20 protein-coding genes are annotated in these 26,225 nt (G+C 71.3%); 8 read left to right on the forward strand and 12 right to left on the reverse strand.

Translation table 11 applies throughout. From position 1 onward, the window contains the following. Positions 1-29: 29 nt before the first annotated feature. Positions 30-1,145 (reverse strand): serine hydrolase domain-containing protein, encoded by a 1,116-nt coding sequence (locus tag ACIQPR_RS26010; protein WP_403652571.1) that lies wholly within the window; start codon positions 1,143-1,145, stop codon positions 30-32. A 180-nt stretch (positions 1,146-1,325) separates the two neighbouring features. On the opposite strand from ACIQPR_RS26010, the gene ACIQPR_RS26015 reads away from it, so the two are divergent. Together ACIQPR_RS26015 and ACIQPR_RS26020 are read left to right on the forward strand one after the other, a co-directional pair. Continuing rightward, complete coding sequence (locus ACIQPR_RS26015; protein ID WP_403652574.1) at positions 1,326-2,207, forward strand: helix-turn-helix domain-containing protein; 882 nt, start codon at positions 1,326-1,328, stop codon at positions 2,205-2,207. 230 nt (positions 2,208-2,437) lie between these two features. Then, complete coding sequence (locus tag ACIQPR_RS26020; protein ID WP_403652577.1) at positions 2,438-3,673, forward strand: MFS transporter; 1,236 nt, start codon at positions 2,438-2,440, stop codon at positions 3,671-3,673. 7 nt (positions 3,674-3,680) lie between these two features. On the opposite strand, the gene ACIQPR_RS26025 is transcribed toward ACIQPR_RS26020, so the two are convergent. Continuing rightward, on the reverse strand, positions 3,681-5,171 hold the full coding sequence (locus tag ACIQPR_RS26025; RefSeq protein WP_403652580.1) for a sensor histidine kinase: 1,491 nt from the start codon (positions 5,169-5,171) through the stop codon (positions 3,681-3,683). Beyond that, positions 5,158-5,838, reverse strand: coding sequence for a response regulator transcription factor (locus ACIQPR_RS26030; protein WP_403652583.1), 681 nt, complete (start codon positions 5,836-5,838; stop codon positions 5,158-5,160). Before ACIQPR_RS26030 ends, ACIQPR_RS26025 begins: the two co-directional genes overlap by 14 nt. 221 nt (positions 5,839-6,059) lie before the next feature. Between ACIQPR_RS26030 and ACIQPR_RS26035 the strand changes: the two genes are divergently transcribed. Further along, positions 6,060-7,682, forward strand: coding sequence for a glycosyltransferase family 39 protein (locus ACIQPR_RS26035; protein WP_403652585.1), 1,623 nt, complete (start codon positions 6,060-6,062; stop codon positions 7,680-7,682). A 1,326-nt stretch (positions 7,683-9,008) separates the two neighbouring features. Here ACIQPR_RS26035 and ACIQPR_RS26040 read toward each other — a convergent pair. Together ACIQPR_RS26040 and ACIQPR_RS26045 are read right to left on the reverse strand one after the other, a co-directional pair. Beyond that, entirely contained in the window at positions 9,009-10,094 is a 1,086-nt protein-coding gene (locus ACIQPR_RS26040) for a dipeptidase (protein ID WP_403652588.1), read from the reverse strand. Further along, complete coding sequence (locus ACIQPR_RS26045; RefSeq protein WP_403652590.1) at positions 10,091-11,404, reverse strand: amidohydrolase family protein; 1,314 nt, start codon at positions 11,402-11,404, stop codon at positions 10,091-10,093. Before ACIQPR_RS26045 ends, ACIQPR_RS26040 begins: the two co-directional genes overlap by 4 nt. 193 nt (positions 11,405-11,597) lie before the next feature. Here ACIQPR_RS26045 and ACIQPR_RS26050 point away from each other — a divergent pair, with 193 nt between their 5' ends. Both ACIQPR_RS26050 and ACIQPR_RS26055 read left to right on the forward strand, forming a co-directional pair. Beyond that, the gene (locus ACIQPR_RS26050) at positions 11,598-12,359 is read left to right on the forward strand and encodes an IclR family transcriptional regulator (protein WP_403652593.1); all 762 of its coding nucleotides are present in this window, start codon (positions 11,598-11,600) and stop codon (positions 12,357-12,359) included. Beyond that, positions 12,356-13,312, forward strand: a complete 957-nt coding sequence (locus ACIQPR_RS26055; RefSeq protein ID WP_403652596.1) for an ornithine cyclodeaminase family protein — start codon at positions 12,356-12,358, stop codon at positions 13,310-13,312. The genes ACIQPR_RS26050 and ACIQPR_RS26055 overlap by 4 nt, the downstream gene beginning before the upstream one ends. A 72-nt stretch (positions 13,313-13,384) precedes the next feature. Here ACIQPR_RS26055 and ACIQPR_RS26060 read toward each other — a convergent pair whose 3' ends face one another. Then, complete coding sequence (locus ACIQPR_RS26060) at positions 13,385-14,497, reverse strand: aminotransferase class V-fold PLP-dependent enzyme (RefSeq protein WP_403652599.1); 1,113 nt, start codon at positions 14,495-14,497, stop codon at positions 13,385-13,387. A gap of 248 nt (positions 14,498-14,745) precedes the next feature. After that, positions 14,746-16,458, reverse strand: a complete 1,713-nt coding sequence (locus ACIQPR_RS26065; RefSeq protein ID WP_403652602.1) for an MFS transporter — start codon at positions 16,456-16,458, stop codon at positions 14,746-14,748. Between the two features lie 273 nt (positions 16,459-16,731). Here ACIQPR_RS26065 and ACIQPR_RS26070 point away from each other — a divergent pair, with 273 nt between their 5' ends. After that, the gene (locus ACIQPR_RS26070) at positions 16,732-17,505 is read left to right on the forward strand and encodes a TetR/AcrR family transcriptional regulator (RefSeq protein ID WP_403652605.1); all 774 of its coding nucleotides are present in this window, start codon (positions 16,732-16,734) and stop codon (positions 17,503-17,505) included. Between the two features lie 81 nt (positions 17,506-17,586). Here ACIQPR_RS26070 and ACIQPR_RS26075 read toward each other — a convergent pair whose 3' ends face one another. Then, a complete protein-coding gene (locus tag ACIQPR_RS26075; protein ID WP_403652608.1) occupies positions 17,587-18,729 on the reverse strand; it encodes a glycoside hydrolase family 75 protein in 1,143 nt (380 codons plus the stop codon). 486 nt (positions 18,730-19,215) lie between these two features. On the opposite strand from ACIQPR_RS26075, the gene ACIQPR_RS26080 reads away from it, so the two are divergent. Continuing rightward, positions 19,216-20,199 (forward strand): chitinase, encoded by a 984-nt coding sequence (locus tag ACIQPR_RS26080; RefSeq protein WP_403652611.1) that lies wholly within the window; start codon positions 19,216-19,218, stop codon positions 20,197-20,199. A 172-nt stretch (positions 20,200-20,371) separates the two neighbouring features. Here the strand turns inward: ACIQPR_RS26080 and ACIQPR_RS26085 are convergent, their stop codons facing one another. From ACIQPR_RS26085 to ACIQPR_RS26100, 4 genes are all read right to left on the reverse strand, one after another. Next, positions 20,372-21,229 (reverse strand): dioxygenase, encoded by an 858-nt coding sequence (locus tag ACIQPR_RS26085; RefSeq protein WP_403652614.1) that lies wholly within the window; start codon positions 21,227-21,229, stop codon positions 20,372-20,374. A gap of 54 nt (positions 21,230-21,283) precedes the next feature. Next, the gene (locus ACIQPR_RS26090) at positions 21,284-22,126 is read right to left on the reverse strand and encodes a citryl-CoA lyase (RefSeq protein ID WP_403652616.1); all 843 of its coding nucleotides are present in this window, start codon (positions 22,124-22,126) and stop codon (positions 21,284-21,286) included. 40 nt (positions 22,127-22,166) lie between these two features. After that, the gene (locus tag ACIQPR_RS26095) at positions 22,167-23,357 is read right to left on the reverse strand and encodes a CaiB/BaiF CoA transferase family protein (protein WP_403652619.1); all 1,191 of its coding nucleotides are present in this window, start codon (positions 23,355-23,357) and stop codon (positions 22,167-22,169) included. A 91-nt stretch (positions 23,358-23,448) separates the two neighbouring features. Next, positions 23,449-24,267: an IclR family transcriptional regulator C-terminal domain-containing protein gene (locus ACIQPR_RS26100; RefSeq protein ID WP_403652621.1), complete on the reverse strand. Its 819-nt coding sequence runs from the start codon at positions 24,265-24,267 to the stop codon at positions 23,449-23,451. Between the two features lie 271 nt (positions 24,268-24,538). Here ACIQPR_RS26100 and ACIQPR_RS26105 point away from each other — a divergent pair, with 271 nt between their 5' ends. Next, complete coding sequence (locus ACIQPR_RS26105) at positions 24,539-25,987, forward strand: amidohydrolase family protein (RefSeq protein WP_403652623.1); 1,449 nt, start codon at positions 24,539-24,541, stop codon at positions 25,985-25,987. The last annotated feature ends 238 nt before the right edge of the window (positions 25,988-26,225 follow it).

Genomic DNA, 26,225 nt, shown 5'->3' on the forward strand with positions numbered 1-26,225 from the left:
AACGGCAGCACGGCAGGACCGCGCCGGTGTCACCGCAGTCCGCTGTAGGCGGCCATGATCATCTCCATGCCGCGGTCGTCCTCCTGCCGCTCCTGGTCGATCATCTGGTTCATCACGTAGGCCACCGTCATCCGTGCCTCGGGGTCGCTCGCCACCAGCGAGCCGCCCCAACCGCCCCAGCCGAAGGCGTTCCCGAACCTGGCGAAACCCACGGTCCAGGACATCGGGGCCCGCAGCACCCGGTCCTCGCCCCGGAACACCTCCTGCCACGCGGGCTCGCACCCCTGGGGAGACAGCAGCCGTACGCCACCCGCGGAACCCCGGTTCGCCAGGACCGACTGGACGAGGGCGACGGACCGGGCGTTGCCGAAGCCGTTCACGGCGGGGATCTGCGCACGGCGCCAGGCAACGGAGTTGACGTCCCTGACCCGGACCGCGACACCGTCGTACTCCCGCCGTGTGCCGTCCGGTCCGGACGGTGCCTCGGCGGTGTAGTCGTCCGTCTGCGCCGGTGGCGGGAGGAGCGGTGCGACGCGCCGGTCGTCGCGGGCGGCCAGCCCGATGTGGAAGTCCGCGCCCAGCGGTCCGGCGATCTCCTCGGCGAAGAAGTCGCCCAGGCGACGCCCGGTGACGCGTCGGACGATCTCACCGATCAGGTAGCCGAAGGTGAGTCCGTGGTACCCGGCGGCGGTTCCCGGTTCCCATTGGGGGGACTGCGCGGCCAGTCCCGCCGTTACGCCCCGCCAGTCGTAGAGGTCCTCGACCGCGGTCGGCCCGGACAGGTCCGGCAGCCCCGCCGTATGGGACAGCACATGCCGGACCAGCACACGCTCCTTGCCCGCCGCGGCGAACTCGGGCCAGTAGGCGGCGACCGGCGCGGTGAGATCGATCCGACCCCGGTCGGCGAGGACGAGCGCGCACAAGGCGGTCATGTTCTTGGTCGTCGAGTTCACCGCCGTGAGGGTGTCGCGCTCCCACGGGACACTGCGGTCCGCGTCGGCGTACCCGCCCCACAGGTCGACCACCGGCTCGCCGTCGACATAGACAGCCACCGACGCGCCCACGTCGTCCTTGCCGAGCGAAGCCGCGAGGGCCGCCTCCACCGCGGCGAACCCGGGCTCGCACCGCCCCTTGATATCAGTCATGTGCGCCAGCCTCGGGCCGCGCCGGGGCCACCCGCCCGACAATTCCCGCACGGCTTCTGTCGGGCGGCGCGCGCAGCAGCCGCCTACACCTGAAGAGGGCCCGGCCGGACGGCAGGCGAGCTGTCCCACGGGGGAGACTCGGGGAAGCGGGGGAGACACGACGACGAGGGGCGGACACACGTGCTGGAGCGGCTGAATCAGGCACTCGACCACCTGGAGGACCATCTCGACCGGGAGGTCGACGTGGCCGGGGCCGCCAGAATCGCCGCGGTGTCGGAGTACCACTTCCGGCGGCTGTTCTCCGCCCTCGCCGGGATGCCGCTCCCCGTCTACGTCCGGCGCCGCAGGATGACCCTGGCGGCGGCCGAAGTGCTGGCCGGGCGGCACACGCTGCTCGATGTCGCGGTGCGCTACGGCTACGGCTCCGGCGAGGCCTTCGCCCGCGCGTTCCGGTCGGTGCACGGCATCGGTCCGGGCGAGGCCCGGCGCACGGGCGCGACCCTCACGGCGCAGCCGCGCATGTCCTTCCGCGTCGTCGTCGAGGGCAGTACGACGATGCGGTACCGGATCGTGGAGAAGGAGGCGTTCCGGATCGTCGGCAGGAAGGCGCGGGTCCCGCTGGTGCCCGAGGGGGAGAACGCGTCCGCCGCCGCGCACCTGGAGAGCCTGGACGAGCGGGCGGTCCTGCGGATGAAGGAGCTGTCCGACCGGGAGCCCGAAGGGATCGTGTCGGCGGCTGTGTATCTCACCGACAGCCGGGAGGAGGGAGCCGAGGCCGACTACTGGATCGGCGCGGTCACCGGCCCGGACAGCGAGGCCGGGGACCTCGACGCTCTCGACGTGCGGGCCGGGATCTGGGCGGTCTTCGACAACGACGGTCCCTATCCGAGCGCGCTCCAGGAGCTGTGGCGGGACGTGTTCACGCAGTGGTTCCCCTCGAACCCGTACACGAGCCGGCCCGGTCCGGAACTCCTGCGCACCCAGCCGGTGTCGATCGGCGAGGAGACCCACTCCCAGCTGTGGATCCCGATCGAGCGGAGCAGCGCGCACATCAGTGCCTGAACACCGGCGTCTGAACCCCGGTCTGTTCATCGCCCGATCCTGGAATGCGGGCGTGCCTGCCGTGGCTGTACAGCTCGTAGACTTCCCCTGCCCCCAGGGGCGCATCGGGCAACGGTGGCCGGCGCGACACGCAGCACAATCAGGGCGAACGGGACCTGTGACGGTTCTGCCCCGCTTCGCCCCACCCGCATCCACGCACAGACCCCGCCCGTGAAAGGTACCCGCGCTCCATGCCACTGGCCCTGTTGGCCCTTGCCCTCGTCGCGTTCGGAATCGGTACGACCGAGTTCGCCACCATGGGACTGCTGCCCCAGATCGCCGACGGCGTCGGCGTGTCCGTGCCGCACGCCGGCAACCTCGTCTCCGCCTACGCGCTCGGTGTCGTCGTCGGCGCGCCCCTCCTGACCGGCATCGGCGCGCGCATCGCCCACAAACGGCTCCTGCTCCTGCTGTCCGCGCTGTTCGTGATCGGCAACGTCGCCTCCGCCCTCGCTCCCGACTACGGCCTGCTGTTCGCGGCGCGCTTCCTGGCCGGTCTCCCGCACGGCGCGCTGTTCGGCGTGGGCGCCGTCGTGGCCTCCCGGCTGGTCGCCCCCGAACGGGCCGGGCGGGCCGTGTCGAGGATGTTCCTCGGACTCACGGTCGCCAACATCGTCGGCGTCCCGGCCGGCACCGCCCTCGGCCAGCATCTCGGCTGGCGGTACGCCTACTGTGCCGTCTCCGTCATCGGCCTCGTCGCGCTGGCCGCGCTCGCCGCCTTCGTCCCGCACCAGCCCCGTGGCCAGCAGGCCGGCATCCGGCACGAACTGCGGGCGATGGGCAACCGGCAGGTCGCCCTGGGCCTGGCCACCGCCGTCGTGGGCTTCGGCGGCTTCTTCGCCGTCTACAGCTACCTGGTCCCGATGCTGACCCACGTGACCGGCCTCGCCGACTCCTCCACCACCTGGGTCCTCGCGCTCTACGGCATCGGCATGACGCTCGGCACACTGATCGCCGGTCCGCTCACCGACCGGGCCATGCGCCCCACGCTGTACGGGGGTCTCGTCCTGCTCGGTGCGACGCTCGTGGCGTTCTACTTCACCGTGCACAGCATCGTCCCCGCCCTGGTGACCCTCGTGTTCATGGGCGCGATGGGCGCCCTGGTCACCACCCCGGTGCAGATGCTGCTCATGGCGAAGGCGAAGAACGCCCCGACGATGGCCGCGGCTTCCAACCACTCCGCCTTCAACCTGGCCAACGCCGGCGGCGCCTGGCTCGGCGGCCTGGCCATCTCGGCGGGCTGGGGCTGGGCCTCACCGGCCCTGGTCGGCGCGGCACTCGCCGCGGCGGGCCTCGGCCTCGCCCTCTTCGCCGGCTTCACGGACCGTACGACCGGCAGCTCCGCGCTGATCACCTCGTCACGGGCCCGGACCTCGTCGGAGCCACTGCCGACGACGTCCCGGACGGGGACCGGCGCGGACCAGTAACGCCCCTTCACTTCCCGGCCGGGGCGGGGGCTCGCGGAAGGCGCAGCCGGAAGCACGCCCCGAGGGTCCGGGGAGTCAGGGTGAGGCTGCCTCGGTGGCGGTGGGCCAGGTCGCGGGCGATGGCGAGGCCCAGGCCGGTGCCCCCGTCGTGGCGGGAGCGGGCGTCGTCGAGCCGTACGAAGCGTTCGAAGATGCGCTCGGCGTGCTCGGAGGGCACGCCCGGTCCGTCGTCGTGCACCGTGAGGACGATCCAGTCGTCCTGGTTCCGGACGGTGACCTGGACGCGGTGTGCGGCGTGGCGGGCGGCGTTGTCGAGGAGGTTGCGCAGCAGCCGTTCGTATTCGTCGGGGTTCCCGTGCGCGTGCGTGGGGGCGGTGCTGTCGCAGGTGAGGGTCAACTGTCGTTCGGCGAGGGGGTATTGCAGTCCGTATTGCTCGGTCAGCCGGGTGGCGAGGGCTGTCAGGTCGACGGTTTGGGGGTCGGCCGTGGGCGCGCGGGTGTCGAGGCGGGCCAGGAGCAACAGGTCCTCGGCGAGGGCCTGGAGGCGGCGGGTCTGCCGGGCGGCGGTGGTGGCCGCGGCGGGCCAGTCGGTGCGCTCCGGGTAGGCGAGTGCGACCTCCAGGCTGGTCAGCAGGGTGGTGAGGGGGCTGCGCAGTTCGTGGGCGGCGTCCGCGACGAAGCGGCGTTGCTGGGCGGCGGCGTTGTCGAACCGCTGGAGGGTGGCGTTGATGGTGGTGGCCAGGGCGGTGATCTCGTGTCCCGTGGCGGGGACGGTGACCCGCTCGCGGGGGTCGCTCGCTGTGACCGATGCGGTGAGGACGCGGATGGCTTCGACCGGTCGCAGCGCGATGCGGACGGTGACGTAGGTGACGGCGGCGATCAGTACGAGGCTGACGAGCCCGGCCCACAGCAGCAGGCGGTCGATGGTCCTGGTGATCGCGTCGGCCGTGTGGGGCAGCACCACCACGTAGACCCGCAGGTTGGCGTCGGCCGCGACTCCCAGGGCGGCGGCTTTGCCGTCACGCAGGAAGCGGGCCGGAATGTCGGCCGTTATGACCCGATTGGTTCCGCCGGCCACGGAGAACTTGTCACTGGGGTCGTAGTCCGGGTTCGCGGGCAGCCGGACGGTGGTGATGAGCTCGGCCCGCAAGGTTTTCGGTGGGGCGGGCATCACGTGGTGGGTGCCGGGAGCGAAGTCGTCCATGCCACCGCCGTAGGCGACAGCGGTGCGTCGGCCGGTCGCGACGACCTCGTACGGCACGGTGCTCGTCGAGTCGGGGACGATGCCCTGCTGCAACTTGTCGCAGAGGGACCAGAGTTGTTCTTTGGCCTGGTCCTCGGCGATCTGTGTGCTCTGGTGGTAGACGGCGTGGTGGACCCACCAGCCGATGCCGACCAGGATGACGGCGGTGGTCGAGGCCGCTGCCAGGGCCGCGACGGCCCGTACCGAACGCGGCCGACGGAGGCGCCACAGGCGCCGTCGCTCAGTCGCGGTCACGGTCGTCCACCAGCCGGTAGCCGGTGCCCCGCACGGTCTCCAGGGACCGGCGGCCGAACGCGGAATCCACCTTCTTGCGCAGGGCGCTGACGCGCGCCTCCACCAGGTTGGGATCCAGGGCTTCGTCGGGCCACGCGTGATAGAGCAGATCCGATTTGGAGACGGCCTGGCCCGCCCGGCGGGCCAGCAGTTCCAGCACGGCGAACTCCCTGGGCGTGAGTTCCACCCGGGCCCCGGCCCGGCGGCAGATCCGGCCGGCGACGTCCAAGGAGAGGTCGCCCACGGCGAGGACGGGCGGGGCGACCGCGGCGGCCCGTCTGACCAGGGCCCGCAGCCGTGCGACGAGCACCAGGTAGGAGAAGGGCTTGGCCAGGTAGTCGTCGGCCCCCGAGTCCAGGGCCTCCGCCTGGTCCCAGTCCCCGTCCTTGGCGGTGAGCACCAGGATGGGGGTCGCGTTGCCCTCCCGGCGCAACTGGGCGCAGACCTTGTAGCCGTTGAGGCCGGGCAGCATCAAGTCCAGTACGACCAGGGCGTATTCGCCGGTCCTGGCCATCCACAGACCCTGCCGGCCGTCATGGGCGAGGTCGACGCTGTAGCCCTCGGCGGTCAGACCGGTGCGCAGGGTGTGGGCAAGGTCCACCTCGTCTTCGACCACCAGGATGCGCATGCGGTGCAGCCTCGCACAGCGCCGGGCCGACTTCCTGATCGGCCGGTCAGGTTGGATCAGCATCCGGTCAACGAGGCCCGGGCACGGTGGCGGAACGTCTTCGCCACCGCTGAAAGGCCCTGCCACCGATGTCCCTTGACGAACGTGCCCCCGCCGAGGCCGGAACGGTTCTCCCCGTAGCCGTCCGCCGACGAACACCGAGACCCACCAAGGCACTTGTCGTGATCGCGCCCGCGTCGCTGACGATCGCTCTGGGGCTCTGGGGCATCCGCAGGGAGAACACGATGTGGGGCGACGAGTCCGTCACCTGGCAGCTCGCGCATCGCGATCTCGCGCAGATATGGCGCACCGCCCAGCACGTCGATCTGGTCCACGCCCTCTACTACGCCGTGATGCACGGGATCTTCGGTCTCTTCGGCGACGGCCTGCTGACACTGCGGCTGCCGTCCGTGCTCGCGATGTCCGTGGCGGCGGGCGGAGTCGGGCTGCTGGCGCTGCGTCTGGCGGGGCCCCGGGCCGGACTGCTGGCCGGGCTGGTGTTCCCGCTCCTTCCCCAGGTGCAGAAGTACGCGCAGGAAGGCCGCTCGTACGCCATGGTCTGTGCCCTGGTCACCTGGGCCACCTACGTGCTCGTGGTCGGCGCCTCGCAGCGCGCCCGGTGGCGGTGGGCGGTCTACGCCGCCACGATGCTGCCGGCCTGTCTGCTCCATGAGTTCGCGGTCCTCGCCCTGGTGGCACATGGCGTCACACTGGTCGTCTCCCGTGTCCCGCGACCGGTGCTGAGGGCGTGGAGCGCGGCTGCGGCGGGTGTGCTGGCCGGGCTGCTGCCGCTGGCGGTCAGGAGTGCGGGGCAGTCGGGGCAGGTGGCGTGGATCGGCGGACCCGTGCGGCTTCGCTACTTCCTGATTGTGGCGGTCGTGGGTGTGGCGTGTGCCCGAGCGCCCCTGGGCGTGCGGGGGCCCGTACGGCTTTCCGCGCTGGCTGTGCCGATCCTCGTGCTGCCCGGCCTCCTGCTGCTGATCACCTCTCCGGTCAAGCCCCTTTTCGTCGACCGGTACGTGCTCTACAGCAATATCGGAATCGCCTTGCTGCTGGGTGCCTGGATCGACTGGTTCCACCGGCGGCAGCGGTCTCCCCGCACCGTGTGGCTCGCGGCGATCGTCGCCCTGGCCGCGCTCGTCCCACCGAGCCTCGCGCTGAGGACGCCCGCAAGCCGGAGCAACGACGCCACCGCAGTCGGCGCCGCCGTACGCGAGGCGGGCCGTCCAGGTGACGGGCTGCTCTACTTCTCCGACCAGTACCGGGCCTGGAGCGCGGCCGACCCCGAGGACACCCGCCTCCTGACGGACCTGGCCCTGGCACAGGACCCCGTCGCGTCGAACACGCTGGGAGGTGTCGAGCTTCCCGCCCGGGAGATCGCGGCCCGCATGCTGGAGTTCGACCGGATCGTCGCGGTCCGCGAACCGCTGGGCGCGCACGCGCCGGCCGGCCCGGGGAAGGAGGCGAAAGCGAGCACGTTGCGGCGCCACTTCCGCGAGGACGCAACAACTCGGGTCAGCGGGGCACGGATCACCGTCTACGTCCGAACAAGCACGGTCGGCACCATCAGCCCGTCCGGGACGCGCGCCGCCGACGCCGGAGCAGGGCCACCAGAACAGCGACAGCCGCGAGCGACACGGCTCCAGCAGCCCAGAGGCCCGAGTTGTGGGAAGGCAGGGCGGGCGACGCGTCGAGCGGGATGTCGGCGGTGTCGTTCCCGGGCGTGCGGTCGTAGCGGTTGTACGTCCGGATGGTGCCCCGCGCGCCGGGCACCTGCCGGTCGATGTGGATGCGGAACGCGATGACGGTCGTACCCCCTCTGTGCAGCACCTCGGTGAACCGCTCGGTCCCGAGGTCGCAGACGAACGCCCCGCCGGGCCGCTCCGGACGCTCGCACGCCCACTTGCCGCCGGAGTCCTCGAAGGCGAACGGGATGGAGGTGACGGTCGTCCCCTCCGGTGGGACCACTTCGAAGCGCCCCAGCGCCTCGGTGTCGGTCAACCGGCCCGGTCCGTGGTCGCGCAGTCCGAGCCGTACCGTCACGGTGCGGCCCACCCGGCCGCGGACGGTCGCCGTCACCGGCTCGTAGTCGGCCTGGACGGTGGTCTCGACACTCACCCTGCCGCTCGCGCCGGTGAGGCCGCGGTCGGCGGTCGTGGTCAGGGTCAGGGCGGCGTCCGTGCCGCGCACCGAGAGACCTTCGGGTTTCCGGGGGTCGGACGACCAGCTGTAGGACAGCGAGCCCGTCAGCTTCCCGGGAGCGGCGATGTAGCCGATCGGGGAACGGGTGCGGTAGGCGGTGCCCGGCGCGGCCTTCGTGGGGAACGTGCACCACGCCGAGGTGTACGAGCTGTCGAAATAGCAGTTGCCGGGGCGCGAGGTCACCATCAGACCGTCCTGCGCGCTGATGTGCAGGGCGACACCCCGTTCCGTGGTGAACCGGCTGTGGTTGGCGAACACCGGGGTCAGCGGCACGGACTTTCCCGGTTCCAGCCCCGTCACCGCCTTTTCCTCCTCGGGGGAGTAGAGGGTGGGACCGCCCACGGTCATGCGGGTGATGCCGGTCACCGGGGACGCGTTGTCGGCCGTGGCGGTGTACGTCACCGTCCCGCTGTCGCCGGGCTCGACGCCGTTCTCGCCGTGGAGGGTGAAGGGGGCGTTGGCCTCCCCGTCGCCGTTCTGCACGTCGCCGTACTCACAGGTGAACACCGGGCCGTCGCCGGTGCAGTTCCCGTAGCCGCCCTTTCGCGCGCGGGCGACGCCCGCCAGCCCCGATGTGTCCACGACGACCTTGACATTGCGGGCCGGGCCGCCGTCGTCCGGTGCGACGGCGACCGGCACGACGAAGTCGTCGTTCGTGGCACCGGCGCCCTCGTCGGCGTTGTACATGCGGAAGGTCGACTGGGTTTGGAGCTGGAGCGCGACCGTGTGGGAGTCGTCGGCCGCCGCGGACGGCACCGGGGCAGTGGAGAGGACGGCGGCGAGAGCCGCCCCCAGGACGGCCGGGAATCTGACGGTCCGTATCCGTTGAGGCATGCGGACACTATGTCAGCGGCCATGGACGGCAGTTGCCGCCAGGTCGAGGAGGCGGTCCGGCTCCGGTCTCGCGGTCGCCGCTGGCACGTGGACCGTCAGGACGTCCAGACGCGGTCGGCGTAGTCGAGGAAATTGCGGCCGAGGATCTTCTCGATCCGTGCGGAGCCGTAGCCGCGCTTTTCCAGGAGGCGGGCCAGGTCGCGGAACTGGTCCACACCGCGCAGGTCCACGACGAAGGGGTAGGTGTCGGCGCGCTCGCCCGCCGCGCCGACGCCCGCGGCCCGGCGGGCGGCGACATGTTCGGCGAGGGCGGCGCGATACGCGTCGAGGTCGTCCACGGCGGTGACGCTGCCGTCGGTGCCGATGCCGACGTGGTCCTCACCGCAGACGTCGACCGCGTGCGCGATGTGGTCGACCACGTCGGCCGCGGTGGCGTGGCCGGTCGGGTTGAGGAACGGCATGAAGTAGATGCCGACGAACCCGCCCCGGTCGGCGACCAGCCGGAGTTCCTCGTCCGTCTTGTTGCGCGGGAGATCGGCCAGGGCACGGCAGCCGGTGTGGTTGATCGACACGGGCTGCCGGGAGTACCGGGCCGCGTCCAGGCAGGTGTTCTCCCCGCTGTGGGACAGGTCGACCATCAGGTGGTGGTCGTTGAGGGCGTCGACGACCTGACGGCCGAACGGGGTCAGGCCCCGGTTGGCGGTGGCCATGGAGCCGTCGCCGAGGTGGTTGGCCTGGTTGTAGGTGAGCTGCACGACCCGTACGCCGGCCTCCGCGAAGGCGGCGACGCGGCTCTCGACGAGGGTGGGGTCCTCGCCCACGGCGACGGCGTTCTGGAAGCCGTAGACGACACCGATCCGCCGCTCGCGATGGGCGCGCCGGATGTCGTCGGCCGTACGCACCTTGAGCAGGTCGGCCGGGTGGGCGTCGAGGATCCCGTCCCAGACCGCGATCTCGTCCAGCGTGTGCTCGTACGGCGGCAGGTCGCCCATGGTGTAGCCGAGGGTGATGTTGACGGCGGTCAGACCGGAGGCGCGGGCCTCGGCGATCGCCCGCTCGTCCACCGCGAGTTGACCGCTGTCGGGGTTGAGCTGCGTGGCGGCGGCCCGGGCGGCGGGGGTGTTGGGGTTGTCGAGCTGCCCCAGCGCGTTGACGATCATCGGGTGTGCGACGGCGGTCACTGGGCGTCCTTCTCGAAGTCGGCGCGGTCGAAGCGGCGACCGCGTTTCACGGTGAGGGCGATGGTGCGCAGGTGGGCGATGTCCCGGAGCGGGTCCTCGTCCAGGACGGCGAAGTTCGCGAGCTTTCCGGCCTCGACGCTGCCCATGTCCGCCTCGGCACCGGCCGCCCTGGCGCCGACCAGCGTCGCCGAACGCAGCACGTCGGCGGTGGACATGCCGCAACGGTCGACGAGGAAGGCGAGTTCGCCGTAGAGGGCGGGGAACGGGTCGTCGGGGCCGGTCTCGAAATCCGTGCCGGTGCAGACGCCGACTCCGGCGCGGTGCGCCTGGGCGGTGATCGCGGCGGCCAACTCGGTGTTGCGGCGGGCCCGTTCGGCCGATTCCGCCGTGTCTCCCCGGAGTTCGTCGCTGGTCCACATGGACGCGGTGGCGTCGAGGACGGTGCCGCGGCGGCGCATCTCGGCGAAGAGCGCGGCCAGTCGGGGGTCGTCGCCGGCGGCGAAACGGTCGTGGTCCACGGGGGGTTTGGTCTTGTAGCTGCTCAGCGGCTCGGTGGGGTTCTCGAAGGCGAGCAGGGTGACGTGGGAGACGCTGTCCACGCCCGCGGCGACGACCTCGCCGGGCGCGGCCGGGAAGACGGTGGCGTGCGCCCAGACGGCGATGCCCTGGCGGTGCGCCTCGGCGGTGACGGCGGCGACGGTCGCCGCGTCGAGGTTGGCGTAGACCTTGATCGCGGAGGCGTGGGTGCCGCGCGCCAGCGCGACGGCGATGGTGAGGTCGGTCCCGGGAGTGACGGCCTGCATCCAGGGGACGGCACCGGGCGTCGCGCCCCGGGAGACCTCGTGGGTGCGCGGGTCGTCGAAGAAGGAGGGTCCGGCCATGAGCGCCGCGTAGCGGATGTCGGGGCCGGGGATCTCGCCGACGAGCGTGGCGCGGGCGAGGTCGCCGATCTGCCGCAGGTCGTCGGCCATGTCACGGACGGCGGTGACCCCGCTGTGCACCAGGCGCCGCAGCACCGCCTCGGCGACGGGCCGGTCGGGCGGGGTGGCCAGGTGCTGGTGGGTGTCGATGAGGCCGGGAACGACGAATCTGCCGTCGAGGTCGACGCGGGGCGCGTCGGCCGCGAGCGGGGGCAACGGGTCGCCGTCGCGGACGACGGCATGGATCCGGGCGCCGTCCGTGACGATCGTGGTGTCCGCGCGGGCCGGGTCGCCGGTGCCGTCGAAGAGCGTGGCGCCGCGGTAGACCGTGACGGTTCCGGCGGGCGGCGCGGCCCAGGGGGTCGGAGCGCCCGGGGGCAGATCGGTCATGGTCACCTTCGGTCCGAGAGAGCGTGCGTTGTGCGTTGTTGCGCTGTACGTAACAGCTGTATCGTGGGATGAAAACGCGGATACTGTACTCCGGAACCCGTGGACCAACGCAAGGACCCGAACCGGACAGGCCGCCGTGCCCGGACGCCCCGGTCCGTGGCCACACCGTGGACGAGAGGGAAGAACCGCCGCCATGCCCGTCCCACCCCCTGCGCCGGCGCCGCCCAGGTCGGCCGTGGACAAGGCGCTCGACCTGGTCGAGGCCGTCTCCCGCGCACCGCACCCGGTGCGACTGACCGACCTGGCCGCCGAGGTCGGCCTGCACCGCGCCACCGCCTACCGGATCCTGCTGGACCTGGTCCGGCGCGGCTGGGTGCTGCGGGCGGGCGACCGCTATCTGCCCGGTGCCGCCGTGCTCCGGATGTCCGCCTCGGCCGCGGGCAACTCGCTGACCGCGCTGGCCCGTCCGGTACTGGAACGGCTGTCCGTCGCGACCTCGATGATGGTCAACCTCCAGGTGCTGGAGGAGGGCGGCGCCCGGGTGATCGACGTGGTCCGGCCCGAACGGCTGGCCATGATCAGCCACTTGAGGGGCGAACTCCTGCCGGTCGGGCGGTTCGCCGGGCCGCTGGCTCTGGTCGCCGCGCTCGAACCGGACGCCAGGGCAAGGTGGTTGGAGGGGCTCGGCGACGACGCCGGCGCGGTGGTGCGGGAGTTGGCCGACGTGGAACGGACAGGTGTCGCCGTGGAGCGCGGTCGTAGCGACAAGCTGGTGGCCTCCGTCAGCCGGGCGGTGGTGCCCGACCCCGGCGCTCCGGTGTGCGCACTGACGGTCGTGGGACCGGACGCCGAGTTCGACGGGCCGCAACTGGCCGCAGTGGAACGGGAGTTGCGCGCGGCGGCGGACGAGCTGGCGGCGGCCCTGACCGCCGGTACGGCGGAGCCCGGCCGGTGAGCGGCCTGCTGGTGCTCGACCGTCGGCAGACGGCCGCCGCGCTACGGCCCGACGCCGTCCTCGACGCGGTGGGCCGGGCCCTGGTCTCCATCGCCCGCGACGAGGTGTCCGTCCCGCCGCGGATCGCGGCCCTGACCCCGACCGGCCTGCTCGGCGCGATGCCCGGCTACGTCCCCGGGCTCGGACTGGCCGCGAAGCTGGTGACCGTGACCGGCGATCCACGGCACCCCGGACGCGGTTTCCACCGGGGGCTGGTGGCCCTCTTCGACGAACACGACGGGCGGGCCCTGGCACTTGTCGACGGCGAGTCGCTGACCGAGGTCCGTACGGCGGCGGTCGCCACCCGGAGCGCGCTGGCCCTGGCCGTCCGCCCCGAACTCGGCCGGGTGGCGGTGGTGGGGACGGGCGCCCAGGCCCGCGCCCAGCTGGCCCTGCTCGCCACGGTACGGCCGGACGCCGAGGTGACGGTGGCGGGCCGCGATCCGGCACGGACCGGCGCGGCGGCTGCCCTGCATCCCGGCGCGCGGGTCGCCGTCGGTGTCGAGGAGGCGGTCCGCGAGGCCGACGTGGTGTTCTGCTGTACCGGCGCCACCGCGCCCGTCGTCCGCCGCGAATGGCTCGCTCCCGGCGTCCACGTCTCGTCGGTCGGCGGCTCCCAGGGGCCCGAACTGGACCCCGGCACCGTCCGGGACGCGGCCCTGTTCGCCGAGTGGACCGGCGCGGCCACCGTGCCACCACCGGCGGGCGCCCATGAACTCCAGGGCCTCGCGCCCCACCGGGCGGTGACCCTCCTCGGTTCCGTCCTCGACGGCGGCCATCCGGGCCGGGCCGGTGACACCGACGCCCTCACCGTCTTCAAGTCGACCGGCCACGCCGCCCTCGATGTGGCGGCGGTCCGGGTGGCCTATGACGTGGCGCTCGAACGGGGCTGGGGAGTCCGCGTGGATCTGTGAGGGGCGCGGACCCGGCTCAGGACAGACGGCGGACCGGAGTCGCCGTGCGAGCCGTGGCGGGTGATCGGCGGGTCAACTCCCCAATGAGGCGAGCGCCGCCGCCACCCGCGCGCACGCCTCCGGTGGCGTCGAGGCGTGCGGGGAGAACCGCAGGGAGTCGGCGCGGACGGTCGGTGTGACCCCCTCGCCGTGCAGCGCCTTGGCGACGACGGACGGATCGTGCCCCGGCATCGCGAAGGAGAGGATGCCCGCCCGCCGAGCAGGGTCGGCGGGGGACAGGACGCGACCGCCGTGCTCCTCGACGACCTCGCTCAACTCGGCGACCCGCAGGGCGATCGCGGTCTCGATCGCCGTGACCGTGTACCGCTCGACGAGCCCGAGGGCGGCTGCGAACGCGGCGGCCGTCACCGGACTCAGATTCGTGATCGACCACCGCCGCGCACCCACGGCGGGCACGTGCTCGGCGCCGTCGAAGACACCGACGTCCTCGACCCCCGTCCAGCCGGTGAGGACAGGCTCCAGAGACTCCAGGGCACGGTCGGAGAGGACCGCGAAGCCGGTGGCCCATCCCGCGCGCAGCCACTTCTGGCCGCCCGCGACCACCACATCGGCCGCGTCCCACGCCATCCGCGCCACCCCGAACGCCTGGATGGCGTCCACGATCAGCAGCCGGTCCGGCCCGATCGCCTCGCGCAGTGCGGCGAGGTCGGCACGGAAGCCGGTGCGGAAGTCGACGGCACTGACGGACACACCCACCACGTCGTCGGTCAGCGCGGCGCGAACCAGGTCGGGGGTGACTCCCGCACCGGGCGCGGGATCGAGCCAGCGCGGGGCGGCCCGGCCCAGGTCGGCGCTGCGCCGCCACGGGTAGTGGTTGGCCGGGAAGTCGGTGCGCGCCGCGAGGACCACTCCGGCCGGGATTCCGAGCGCGGCGTGGAACAGCCCGGTGGACGCGTTCGGGAGCAGCACCGTGTGGCGGCCGTCGCTTCCGGCCAGGCGGGCGGCCGTGTCCCGTGCCACCGCTTCCGCGTCCATCAGGCCGTCCACGGTGGTGTGGTCGGCGCGAGCGGAATCCTCCATGGCCCGGGCCGTCGCGGCCACGACGTCCCGCGACGGCGGACCGAACCGCGCGAAGTCGAGATATCCCGCAGGCGTGTCGAAGTGGTCGGCGTACGGCGTGAGCACGGGGCTCGTCCTTCCGGGAGGGCGCGGGGACTGCGGCGGGCGGGCCCGACGCACGGTGCCGCTTTCGGCCGGCGCGCACGCGTTCCCGCCTGCCCGCACGGTACGCGGCGCGCCCCACCCGGGCCTGACCGGGGTGAACGTCTCTGCTCCCGCGCGCGTGCCCCACGGAACACGGGACGGTCGTAGACCCTCTCCAAGGCGTCTACGACCGTCCCGTGCACGGTGGTTGGGGGGAGAGGAGCCTTGGCTCAGTGTCCGGGCTCGCCCTCGGGGCGGGCGTGGCGCGGCAGGAGGAAGGAGAGCAGCAAGGTCAGTGCGAGCATTCCGTCGACGATCCAGAGCAGTGTCTGCATGACGGAACCGAAGCCGCTGCGGAAGGCCGAGGAGGCGGTGGTCTCCAGGGCGGCGGATATCTGGGCACCCGCCTCGGGCGTGGTCACCGCGGACCGGGTGTCCTTGCCCAGGAGCGCGCAGGACGCCGGTGTCGCGGCGGGGTCCTTGGCGGTGGCGCGGTCCGAGGCGCAGCGGCGCAGGTCGGCCACGACGCGGTCCTGCGTCTCCGGAGCGACGTGCGCCGCGCTCAACTGACCGCGCAGATCGTCCGAGCGGTGGTCGACCGCGCCGCCGATCCCGCCGCCCAGCAGACCGAAGAACACGGTGCCGAGGATGGCCACGCCGAAGGCGCCGCCGAGCTGCTGCACCGCGGTCATGGTGCCGGAGGCCGAACCGGTCTCGTGCTGTTCGACGCTGGCGAGGACGATGTCGAAGAAGGGCGCCATGAGCAGGCCCATGCCGATGCCGGTGACGAGCAGCGACGGCAGGAGCTGCCAGGGGCCGACGCCGGATCCCACCTGGTCGAGGGTCAGCCAGACACCGAACACGCCGAGCGCCATGACCACCGTGCCCGCCTGGAGCACGGCGCGTCCGAAGCGGACGACGCCCTGCGCGATGCCGAAGCCGACGATCATGCCGCCGGACCAGGGCACCATCACCAGGCCCGCCTTGAGCGGCGAGTAGCCGAGGCCGATCTGCGTGTACAGGTTGAAGACCAGCATGAAGCCCTGCATGGTCGAGAAGAAGACCAGCCCGAGGACCATGCCGCCGCTGAAGCCGCGCTTGCGGAAGAGGCTCGGGACGACGAGCGGGTCCTGTCCGTTCCTGCTGCGGGACGACTCGTACCGGGCGAACACGGCGAAGACGGCGATCGACGCGGCCATCATCACGAACGTCCACACGGGCCAGTCGTACTCGCGCCCCTGGACCAGCGGGAAGATCAGGAGCAGCGCGGCCAGCGAGACGAGGAGCATGCCGGGGATGTCGAGGCGCGGCTTCGTCTCGGAGCGTCCCTGGGGCAGATAGCGCAGGGCACCGAGGATCGCAGCGGCGCCGAGCGGCAGGTTGATCAGGAAGATCATGCGCCAGCCGGTGCCGAAGTAGTCCGCGTCCACGAGCCAGCCCGCCAGGATCGGCCCGCACACCGCGGACAGGCCCATGACCGGACCGAACATGCCGAACGCCTTCTGCGACTCCTTCGGCGGGAACATCTCCTTGATCATGCCGAGGCCCTGCGGCAGCATCACCGCGCCGAACAGACCCTGCACGATCCGCGCGCCGATCAGCATCTCGGGCGCCACGGATATCGCGCAGAGCAGCGAACCCAGGGTGAATCCGGCGGCACCGACGAGGAACATCCGGCGGCGGCCGTGGATGTCGCCGAGCCGTCCGCCGGTGACGAGCCCGACCGCCATCGACAGGGTGTAGGCGGCGGCCAGCCATTGCAGCGTGGAGGCGCCGCCGCCGAGGTCGGCCCGCATGGAGGGGCCGGCGATGTTCGTGACGACGGCGTCGAGGAGGTCCATCACCTCGGCCGCCAGGATCACGAAGAGCGCGGCCCAGCGCCACCGGTAGGGCGCAGGAGAGTCGATGGGCGTCTCGGCGGACGCGACACCGGTGGTGGACATCGGAACTCCTCGGAACGGGTCCGCGCGCAGCGGGATCTGCGGGCGCGGTGGGACGGATGGATGCGACTGCCCAGCTCCCTGGTGAGGGGCCGGGCAGACGCGACCGGGCACCGGAGAACACTGTTCACCCTAACAGAACAGTGCTCACCGGAAGAACGGCGTTCATCAAGATATAGCGCAACTCGGCCGCGCGGACAAGATATATCGCGTTTCTCGTGGTGAACGCTGCTCACCCGGAGAGAACACTGCTCTCCCGGCGCCTAGACTGTCCCCATGACTGACGCGGACGCCGACACCCCCACACCGCCTCCGCCCTCCCCCTGGGAGCGCGAGCGCCCGGCACCTGCACGTGTCACCCCGGCCCGCGTCCCCCTGTCACGCGACCGGGTCGTGGACGCCGCCTTCACCGTGCTCGACCGTCAGGGCCTCGACGGCCTGTCGATGCGTCAGGTCGCCGCCGAACTCGGAGTCACTGTTTCCGCCCTCTACGCGCACGTCAGCTCCAAGGACGACGTCCTGGAGCTCATGTACACCCGGCTCTTCGACGGCTTCAAGCCGCCCGAGGCCGCCCCGGAGCGCTGGCAGCAGGAGGTGCGCGAGTACGCCGTCGAGGGGCGGCGGCGCCTTCTGGCGCACCGGGACATGGCCAGGATCTCCATGGCGCACGTCCCCTTCACCGCCGAACTCCTGCCGCATGTCGAGGCGTTGCTCGGGGTGTTCCGTACGGCGGGGCTGCCCGACCGCATCGCGGCCGAGGCCAGCGACCTCATCTCGACGTACATAGACGGGTTCGTCCTGGAGGAGGGCATGTGGCAGGACCGGGCCGCGCAGCAGAGCGCGGACACCTCCTCGCCCGCCCGTCCCGACTGGCGCGAGATGGCCGACGAGATGCAGAACTACTTCGCGGCCCTTCCGGCCGCGGACTTCCCCCATCTGCGTGCCCTGGCCGGGGTCATGGTGACGGACTCCTCCGACGAGCGGTTCGACATCGGCCTGGAGATCATCCTGCGCGGCCTCGCGAGCTATCTGCCGCCCGACCCGGCCTGACCGGACGGGCCGCGAGCGCGGGTGAGCGAAGTCCGACGTGACCGGTGGCCCGTCAACCACCGGTCACGTCAGGGGTGTTGGTCAGACGATGATGCGGTCGAGGTTGGGTGCTCCCGCGCCGGGGTTGGAGAACTCGATGGTGTTGGCACCGGCCTTGAGCTGGACGGTGACGTCCTTCGTGACGACCGTGTTGTAGTCGGGCGTCTCGGGGAAACTGACGGTCTGCTTGACCCCGTTGACCGTGACGACCGCGCTACGGGCCTGGCCGACACTCATGAACGAGACGCTCATGGTGTAACTGCCCGCGGCGGGCTCGGAGACGTTGCTGAAGGTGGCGGTGCCGCCGTTGCCGAGGTAGGAGAGCTTCTTCCCGCCCGAGCAGTGCGCGCAGCTGGTGACGGTGGTGCCACCGGCCAGGGTCGCTCCTTCGGCCTCGTACGACACATTCCCACCGCTCGGCGGCGGGGTCGAACCACCGTTCATGCTGGCGCCGAGGCTGTCCAGGGCCTTCTGGACCAGGGCCTGCGTGTTGGTGTTGAGGTTGGAGTTGGTGCCGTTGACGACCCACTGCGAACCGGAGAACATCACCACGGTCACGCCGTTGTCGACGCCGCCGGTGGTCCCGCTGCTGGGTATGCCGAGCAGTTGGGCCGCCTTCACGGACGCCTCGCCCAGTTCGCGGGAGTCGTTGTCCGAGGTGGTCTGGCTGTTCGCGGTCTGGGTGTCGCCGAAGATCGAGCCGATGGCCTTGCCGTCGTAGAACATCAGCGCGAACTGCCGGCCCTTCATGCCGCGCTCCTTGTAGAAGAAGTGCGGGCAGGGGCTCTTGCGGTCCCAGCAGTCGTCGCCCAGGACGTAGAACGGCACGTGGTGGGCGCCCAGGGCCTTGCCGTTGCTGTCCTCCCAGGTCGTCTCGCCCTGGTGGTCGGGGTCGGGATCGGGGTCGCTGCCGTCGGTGTCGATGGCCATGCCGGAGGTGTACGAGTACACGCCCGGGGCGACTTGGTACACGTTGACGTTCTGAGCCCGCGTCATGGTGTTGATGTGCGGCTTGGTGTTGACCTGGTTCGCGGCCGTCGAGTTCTGCTTGACGCCCGCCAGGACCTGGGCGGCGGTGTACGAGGCGGCGGCCGGGGTCGCCTTGGCCGCTGCGGAGTTCGGCGCGGCGTCGGCGTTGCCGACGGTGAACGGTGCGGCGAGCGCGATGGCTGAGGCGGCTGCCACAGCGAGGCGCGTACGGATCGATGACATGGCGGTGTGGGGCCTCCATCGTTCATTAGTAACGTTTCCTAACAGACGGAAGCAGTCGTGACCGCAGTCACACAATCGTCTTGTTAAGTAGCTTTACTAAGTCCATACCTGCATGGAAGTGCCCGGTGTCCCGCCCTGGCGTCGCATCAATCTTTAAATGTGCAGGTCAAACATCCCTTCCGGTCGAGCCGCCGGTGAGGGGTGGAGTGGAGCGTGTTCTGTTAGGAAACTTTCCATTCCATTGTATTGACGGGCCGACCACGGAGAGATTGACTTCGGGCGCTGCCAAGCGATGTCAACGCACCCCCCACCACTGCCAGTTCACGCCACTTCCCCCCGCGGCCACCTCGCTGCGCCCCGCTCTCCCCGATCATCCGCATGCCGCGACTCCGGCCTCAGTTCGGACCCAGAGCCGGGTTCTTCGGCATGCCCCGTCCCGATCCCACCAGGAGGACCCACGTGACATGGTCACGACTCAACAAGGGGCTTGTCGTCTCCGCACTCCCCGTCGCGGCGATGGTGGTGAGCGTCAACGCGACCGCCAGTGCCGCTCCTCAGGCGGCGACCGCCTTCCCGGCCCACTACGCGGCGCCCTATCTCGAACTCTCCAGCAGCACCGCCGGTGACATGGCGGCCGACATGAGAGCCACCGGGCTCAAGAACTACACCCTGGCCTTCCTCATCCCCAAGTCCGGCTGTACGCCGCAGTGGGAGGCCGGCAACAGCGCGCTGGGCGCCTTCACCTCCCAGGTCAACACCCTCAAGGCGGCCGGCGGAAACGTCATCGTCTCCTTCGGCGGCGCGGAAGGCGGGGAACTCGCGCAGACCTGCACATCCGTCTCGGCGCTCACCGCCGCCTACGCCAAAGTGGTCAGCACGTACGGCATCACCCGGCTCGACTTCGACATCGAGGGCGACACCCTGAGTGACACCGCGGCCAACACCCGGCGCAACAAGGCCCTCGCCGCCCTCCAGGCCCAGAACCCCAGTGTCCAGGTCGACTACACCCTCGCCGTCGACCCGTCCGGCCTGGAGTCCGACACGCTCAACCTGCTCAAGGACGCCAAGAGCAAGGGCGTCAAGGTCAACCTGGTCAACATCATGACCATGGACTTCGGCGACGGCGAGAACGCCCTCAACGACTCGCGGTCCGCGGCCAAGGGGACCGCCGCACAACTCGCGAGCCTCTACGGCATCTCGACCTCCCAGGCCTACGGCCGGATGGGCCTGACTCCCATCGCCGGCCACAACGACGACGACGAGAACTTCACCCAGGCCAACGCCAAGACCCTGGAATCCTTCGCCGCCACCAACGGCGTACAGGAGCTGTCCTTCTGGGAGGTCGACGGCTACGACAAGGGAACCGGATACGCGTACTCCAAGATCTTCAACAAGATCACCGGCGGTACCACGGTTTCGTCGAGCGGGGGGAACGCGTCGTAGGAGGCTGAGGCGGCGCCCCTGGCCGGTGGCACCACCGTCACCGGCCGGGCGCACTGTTCATGAGTGTCGGCCAGGGCCGTAGCGCGGTCGTCACCAAGGACGTCACCCAGGCGCGGGAGCGCCCGACCTCGACGACCGCATCACCGTCTGACCCCGGCTCCCGGCCGACCGGTCAGCGGGGTTGCAGGACGAAGTTGTACTCGGCGTGCAGGTACGGGACTTCGAGCGTGCCGCCGTCGGGTGCGTCGCCGGCCGGTCGTTCGGAGAACGGGACGATCAGCGCGTCCTTGGTGCCGAAGACGACGTCGGAGTCCAGATAGTCGCTGCCGGCCTGGAACAGGTGGGTGATCAGTTTCCGGTAGCCGGGTTCGTCGATCAGGAAGTGCACGTGTGCCGGCCGGAAGTGGCTGATGTCCGTCCTGCGCATCAGGTCGCCGACCGGGCCGTCCATGGGGATGGCGTACCCGCGCGGCGCGATGGTGCGGATGCAGTAGGTACCGTCCTCGCGGGTGCGGTACTTGGCCCGCAGGCGTGCCTCGTCGATCTCGGGGATCTGCGCCTCGTAGGCGCCTTCCGCGTCGGCCTGCCACACGTCGAGCACCGCGTCCGCCAGCGGCTTGCCCTCGGTGTCGGTCACCCTCCCGGTGAAGAACAGCGGTGTGCCCGCGATGCCGTCCGACATGTCGAAGCCGTGCGGCGCGGTCGGCGAGCCGTCGATGTGGAACGGGCCGAGCACCGTGGCGGGGGTCGCCTCCGGCGTGAACCGGTTGTTCAACTGGACGACGAGTGTGCTGAGTCCGAGGACGTCGGAGGTGAGGATCAGTTCCTGGCGCTTGTCGTCACTGATCGAGCCCGCCGCGGTCAGCCACTCGATCGCGGCCATCCACTCGTCCTCGGTGAGCCGCACCTCGCGCGAGAAGGCGTGCAGATGCCGGACCAGCGCGGTCATCAGCTCGCCCAGCCGCGGGGAGTGAGCGGTGGCCCACCGCTGGGTGGCCAGCTCGGTGATGTCGTCCTTGTCGTCGGACACGGTTGCGGCTCCTTGGTCTGCGTGCGGGTGGATGGCGGGACGGCGGGCGCGGGGTCAGTCCCCGCTCCGGTCCCTCGTGAGCGGATCCGGGGTGTAGGGCTCCGGCGGCACCGGGGCGTTGTTGAGGTCGACGGACAGGAACACGTCCTGCGCGACAGGATGGCGCAGTTCCTCGGCGAGTTGCCCGATGAGACCCGCCGTTCGGGCCAACAGCGCGAAGCCGCGCAGCAGTTGGAGCGGGAGGCCGAGATCCGCCAGGGCGGCGCCGCAGACCCCCGCTCCGTTGAGGGGGAGCGTCCGGTGCAGCACCTTCGGGTGCACCCGGCCGATGGCGGCGAACAGGCTCAGGTGCGGGCCGTAGACGCCCTCCTCCTGGGCGATCCGGATCAGTCTCGGTGTGCGGGGGTCGCCCTCCTTGTGCACGTGGTGACCGAGGCCGGGGACGAACTCCTTTGCCGCGCGCCGCCGTTCGACCGTGCGCAGCGCGACCGCGTCCCAGCCGGCCTCGTCCGTGGGGAGGTCTCCGTCGAGGGACTCCAGTACGTCGTGCAGGAAGCGGCCGGTGTCCTCGGTGACGCCGAGGAAGCGGGAGCCGCCGCCGAGGAGTCCGGCGGCGAGTGCTCCTTGGACGGAGTCGGGGGCGGAGAGGTAGGTCAGGCGGGTGACGATGGCCGTGGGGGTGAAGCCGTGGTCGGCCAGTGCCGCGAGTACGGCTTCGAAGACCCGTGTCTCGCCGGGCGTCGGCCGTCGTTGGGTGGCGAGCCAGAACGCGAGTTCACCGAAGCCGACCGAGCCCATGATGTCCTCGGCCAGGTCGTGGCCGAGCAGGGTGATGGTCCTGAGGTCGGAGGCGCCGAGGGCGGTGGGGTAGGCGGGGCGCGGTGCCGGTTCGGACACGGGCTCCGATGTGGGCCCGGAAACGGGCTCAGACACGGGCTCAGACATGGCTGTCCTCCTCGGGTGCGGACAGCCAGGCGCGCAACTCCGCGCCGTGTTCGTCGAGTTCGGGTGGCGGCAGACGGTAGGCGGCGGGGGTGGCGGAGAAGCGGATCGGGTGCCGGGTGGTGGGCACCGCGCGGTCGCCCTCGCCCACGGTGACGACGGGGTCCAGCCCGAAGCGGTCGGCCATGGCGAAGCCGCCGTCGATGGTGTTGATCGGCCCGCTCGGGACACCGGCCTCCACCAGTGCCTCGAACCACTCGGTCGCGCCGCGGGTCTTCAGCCGCTCGGCCAGCAGCGGGCGCAGCAGATCGCGGTGGGCGGTGCGGTCGGCGTTGCGCGCGAACCGCGGGTCGTCGGCCACCTCCGGTATGCCGAGGACCTCGCACAGCTTGCGGAACTGGCTGTCGTTGGCGGCCGTCACGATGAGGTCGTTGTCGGCGGTGGGCAGCGGTTCGTAGGGGAAGACGCTGGGGTGGGCGTTACCCATCCGGTAGGGCACGGTGTCACCGGCGACGTAGGCCGAGCTGTGGTTGACCAGTCCGGTCAGGGCCGAGGACAGCAGGTTCACCTCGACGAGCTGGCCGTTCCCCGTGGCGTCCCGATGGCGCAGCGCGGCGAGGATCCCGATCGTGGCGTGGTTGCCCGCCATCACGTCGAACACTGAGATCCCGGCCCGGTACGGCGGTCCGTCGGGGTCGCCCGTCAGGCTCATCAGCCCCGAAATGGCCTGCACCATCAGGTCGTAGCCGGGGACGTGCCGGCCCGGTCCGGAGCCGAAGCCGGTGATCGACGTGTAGATCAGCCCGGGGTTGTCCCGCCGGACCGAGTCGTAGTCCAGTCCGTACTTCGCCATGCCGCCGGGCTTGAGGTTCTCGATCAGGACGTCCGCCCGCCGGGCGAGGTTCCGGGCGACCTCGGCGTCCTCCTCCTTGCGCAGGTCGAGGGCGATCGAACGCTTCCCACGGTTGATCCCGAGGTAGTAGGTCGAGACCTCGTCGCGTGTCGGGGGCATCCAGGTGCGGGTGTCGTCGCCGCCCGGTCCCTCGACCTTGACGACGTCGGCCCCCAGGTCGGCGAGCAGCATCGTGGCGTACGGCCCGGCAAGGATCCGTGAGAAGTCCGCGACCAGCACCCCGGACAGCGGGCCCGCGGTGCCCGGTGGAGTGGGCTTGGCGCTCTGCGACATGAACCTTGCCTTTCTGTCCGCACACCGGACAGTCGTCCGGACAGTGATTCTCCGTCCCGGACGGCGGGGGCGTCAAGAGACGGCGGAGGCCTCAAGACACGATCGCGCCGGACGGCCGGACCGCGTGGGGCGCGGACTCCAGCCGGGCGAAGTCCAGGCTGATCTCGCCGGCGGCCTGGAGGAGGAGCGGCAGGTAGTCGTCGAGCAGCACCTCCATCGAGGTCTCGGCGGCGTGCGCGTTCACGTTGACGCTCGCGACGACGCGGCCCGAGCCGTCCCGCAGTGGAGCGGCCACCGAGCGGATGCCCCTGGCCAGTTGCTCGTCGGTCACCGCCCAGCCCCGCGCGCGCACCTCCCGCAGCTCGGCCTCCCATTCGGCCCGGCCGGGGTGCCACACCGACTGGAGACCCGAGCGGCTGGGCTCGGCGACGACCCGGGCCGCCTCGTCGGGCGCCAGCGCGGCCAGCAGCACCTTGCCCAGCGAGGTCGGCAGCGCGGGGAAGCGGGTGCCGATCTGCACGGCGAGGGTCACGATCTTGGGCACCGAGACCCGGGCGACGTAGACGATGTCCGAGCCGTCGAGCTGGGCGATCGAGCAGGACTCGTTCGTGCGCTCCACCAGCCACTCCAGGTGCGGGCGCGCCACCTCCCACAGTCCCGTCGAGCGGACGTAGGCGACGCCGAGGTCCAGGACGCGCGGGGTGAGTACGAATCCGCCGGTCTGCTGGCGCACGTAGCCCAGCTCGGTCAGGGTGAGCAGGATCCTGCGCGCGGTCGGCCTGGCCAGTCCGGTCGCGGTCGCCACGTCGGACAGCGACATCACCGGCTGCCGCGGCCGGAAGGCGGTGATGACCTCCAGGCCCCGAGCCAGCGCCTCGATGAAATCGGGTCCGGTTCCTTCGCGCGGCATGGTGGCTCCTCGGGTCGCCGTCGGCTTCGCTTGCGGGTGTCCGCCCTACGGACACTTGTTGAAGGCACTCTACGCAGCAGGGCGGGCCCTCGCCCCGACGGCTCGGACCCGGTGGCTCGCAGCCGACCGCAGAGCGGACGTCTGGTGACCTTGCCGGTCGGAATTCGGAAACCACGGAGTATTGACACCGGACAGCACCCTGACGACGATCGGTCACCAAGCGAGAGCCGCCATACGGACAGTCGTCCGATGTCGAGTGGGAGAGTCAGTGATGAGCCAGTCCACCCCATTCCAGGCGGGGCGACCCGTAGTCCTGCGCGGCGGCACCGTCCTGCCCATGGACCGTGCCCGGCGGGTGCTGAGCGACACCGACGTGCTCGTGACGGGCGACCGGATCACCGCGGTCGGCCCGCGGCTGGCCGTGCCGGAGGGCACCGCGGAGATCGACGCGACCGGCGGCATCGTGATGCCCGGCATGATCGACACGCACCGGCACATGTGGCAGACGGCGATGCGCGGCTACGGCGCCGACTGGACCCTGACCCAGTACTTCGTCTGGTACTACCTCGAACACGGCAGGTCCTTCCGGCCCGAGGACGTGCACGCCGGCAACCTGCTGGCCGCCGTGGAGGCGCTGGACGCCGGGGTGACCACGGTCGTCGACTGGTCGCACGGACTACAGAGCGTCGACCACGCGGACGCCGCGGTGGACGCGCTGCGGTCGGTGCCCGGCCGGTTCGTCCTCGCCTACGGCAACATCCAGCAGGCGCCGGCGGAATGGACCGCGGCACCGCAGTTCCGCGACTTCGTGCGCCGCCGCATCACCGGCGACGACATGCTCGGCTTCCAACTCGCCTTCGACGTCACCGGCGACCCCGCCTTCCCCGAGAAGCCCGCCTTCGAGGCCGCCCGCGAACTCGGCGTCGCCGTCACCACCCACGCGGGCGTCTGGGGCGCCACCAACGACGACGGCATCCGGCTCATGCACGAGCACGGATTCATGACCCCCGAGACGGTCTACGTCCACGCCTCCACCCTGTCCGCCGACTCCTACCAGCGCATCGCTGCCACCGGCGGCTCGGTCTCGGTGTCCACGGAGAGCGAGCAGAGCGCCGGCCAGGGCTACCCCACGACCTGGGCGCTCCGCTCCCACGACATCCCCGTCTCCCTCTCGATGGACACCAGCGTGTGGTGGAGCGGCGACCTCTTCTCCGCCATGCGCACCACCCTCGGCGCCGACCGTGCCCGCGAACACCTGGAAGCCCACGCGGAGGGCGAGACCGTCACCCACTGCGCGCTGCGCGCCGAACAGGTGGTGGAGTGGGCAACTCGCGGCGGAGCAAGGGCACTTGGCCGTGAACACGACCTGGGCAGTATCGAGGAGGGCAAGAAGGCCGACCTCGTCCTGCTGAAGAACGACCACTCGCCGGTCTCCTTCCCGCTGCTCAACCCGTACGGCCATGTGGCCTTCCAGGCCCAGCGCGGCGACGTCCACACCGTCGTCGTCGACGGTCGCGTGGTCAAGCACGAGCACCGTCTGCTCGACACCGACCTGGCCGCGGTGCGGCGCACCGTCGAGCAGACCGTGGACCACCTGCGGGCCACGATGGGCGAGGAGGCCTGGGCCAAGGGCATGAACCCGGACGTCCCCGAGACGAAGGTCCTCGACAACCCCTACACGTACACCGACTACCGCAGCACCTCGACCCACGGCAGTTGAGGAGGCGCGGGGGGTTGCACCGACGCGTCGCGGGCGACCAGCGCGCCTAGGGCCGCCTCTTCCCCCGGTGGGGCGCGAGGCGGTCGGGAGCGCTTTGGTATCGTCGCGGCAGCGGGCCACCCGACACCCCCCACGGTCCGTACAACCAAGGCATTCCCAGCCGGTAACCCGAGCCTTCGAGCCGTCAGTCCGGCCCCAGTCGCCAGGATCCGGCATGTCCGAGGCGGGGCATGCTCTC

Source organism: Streptomyces sp. NPDC091280, from assembly GCF_044768565.1.
Taxonomy (GTDB): domain Bacteria; phylum Actinomycetota; class Actinomycetes; order Streptomycetales; family Streptomycetaceae; genus Streptomyces.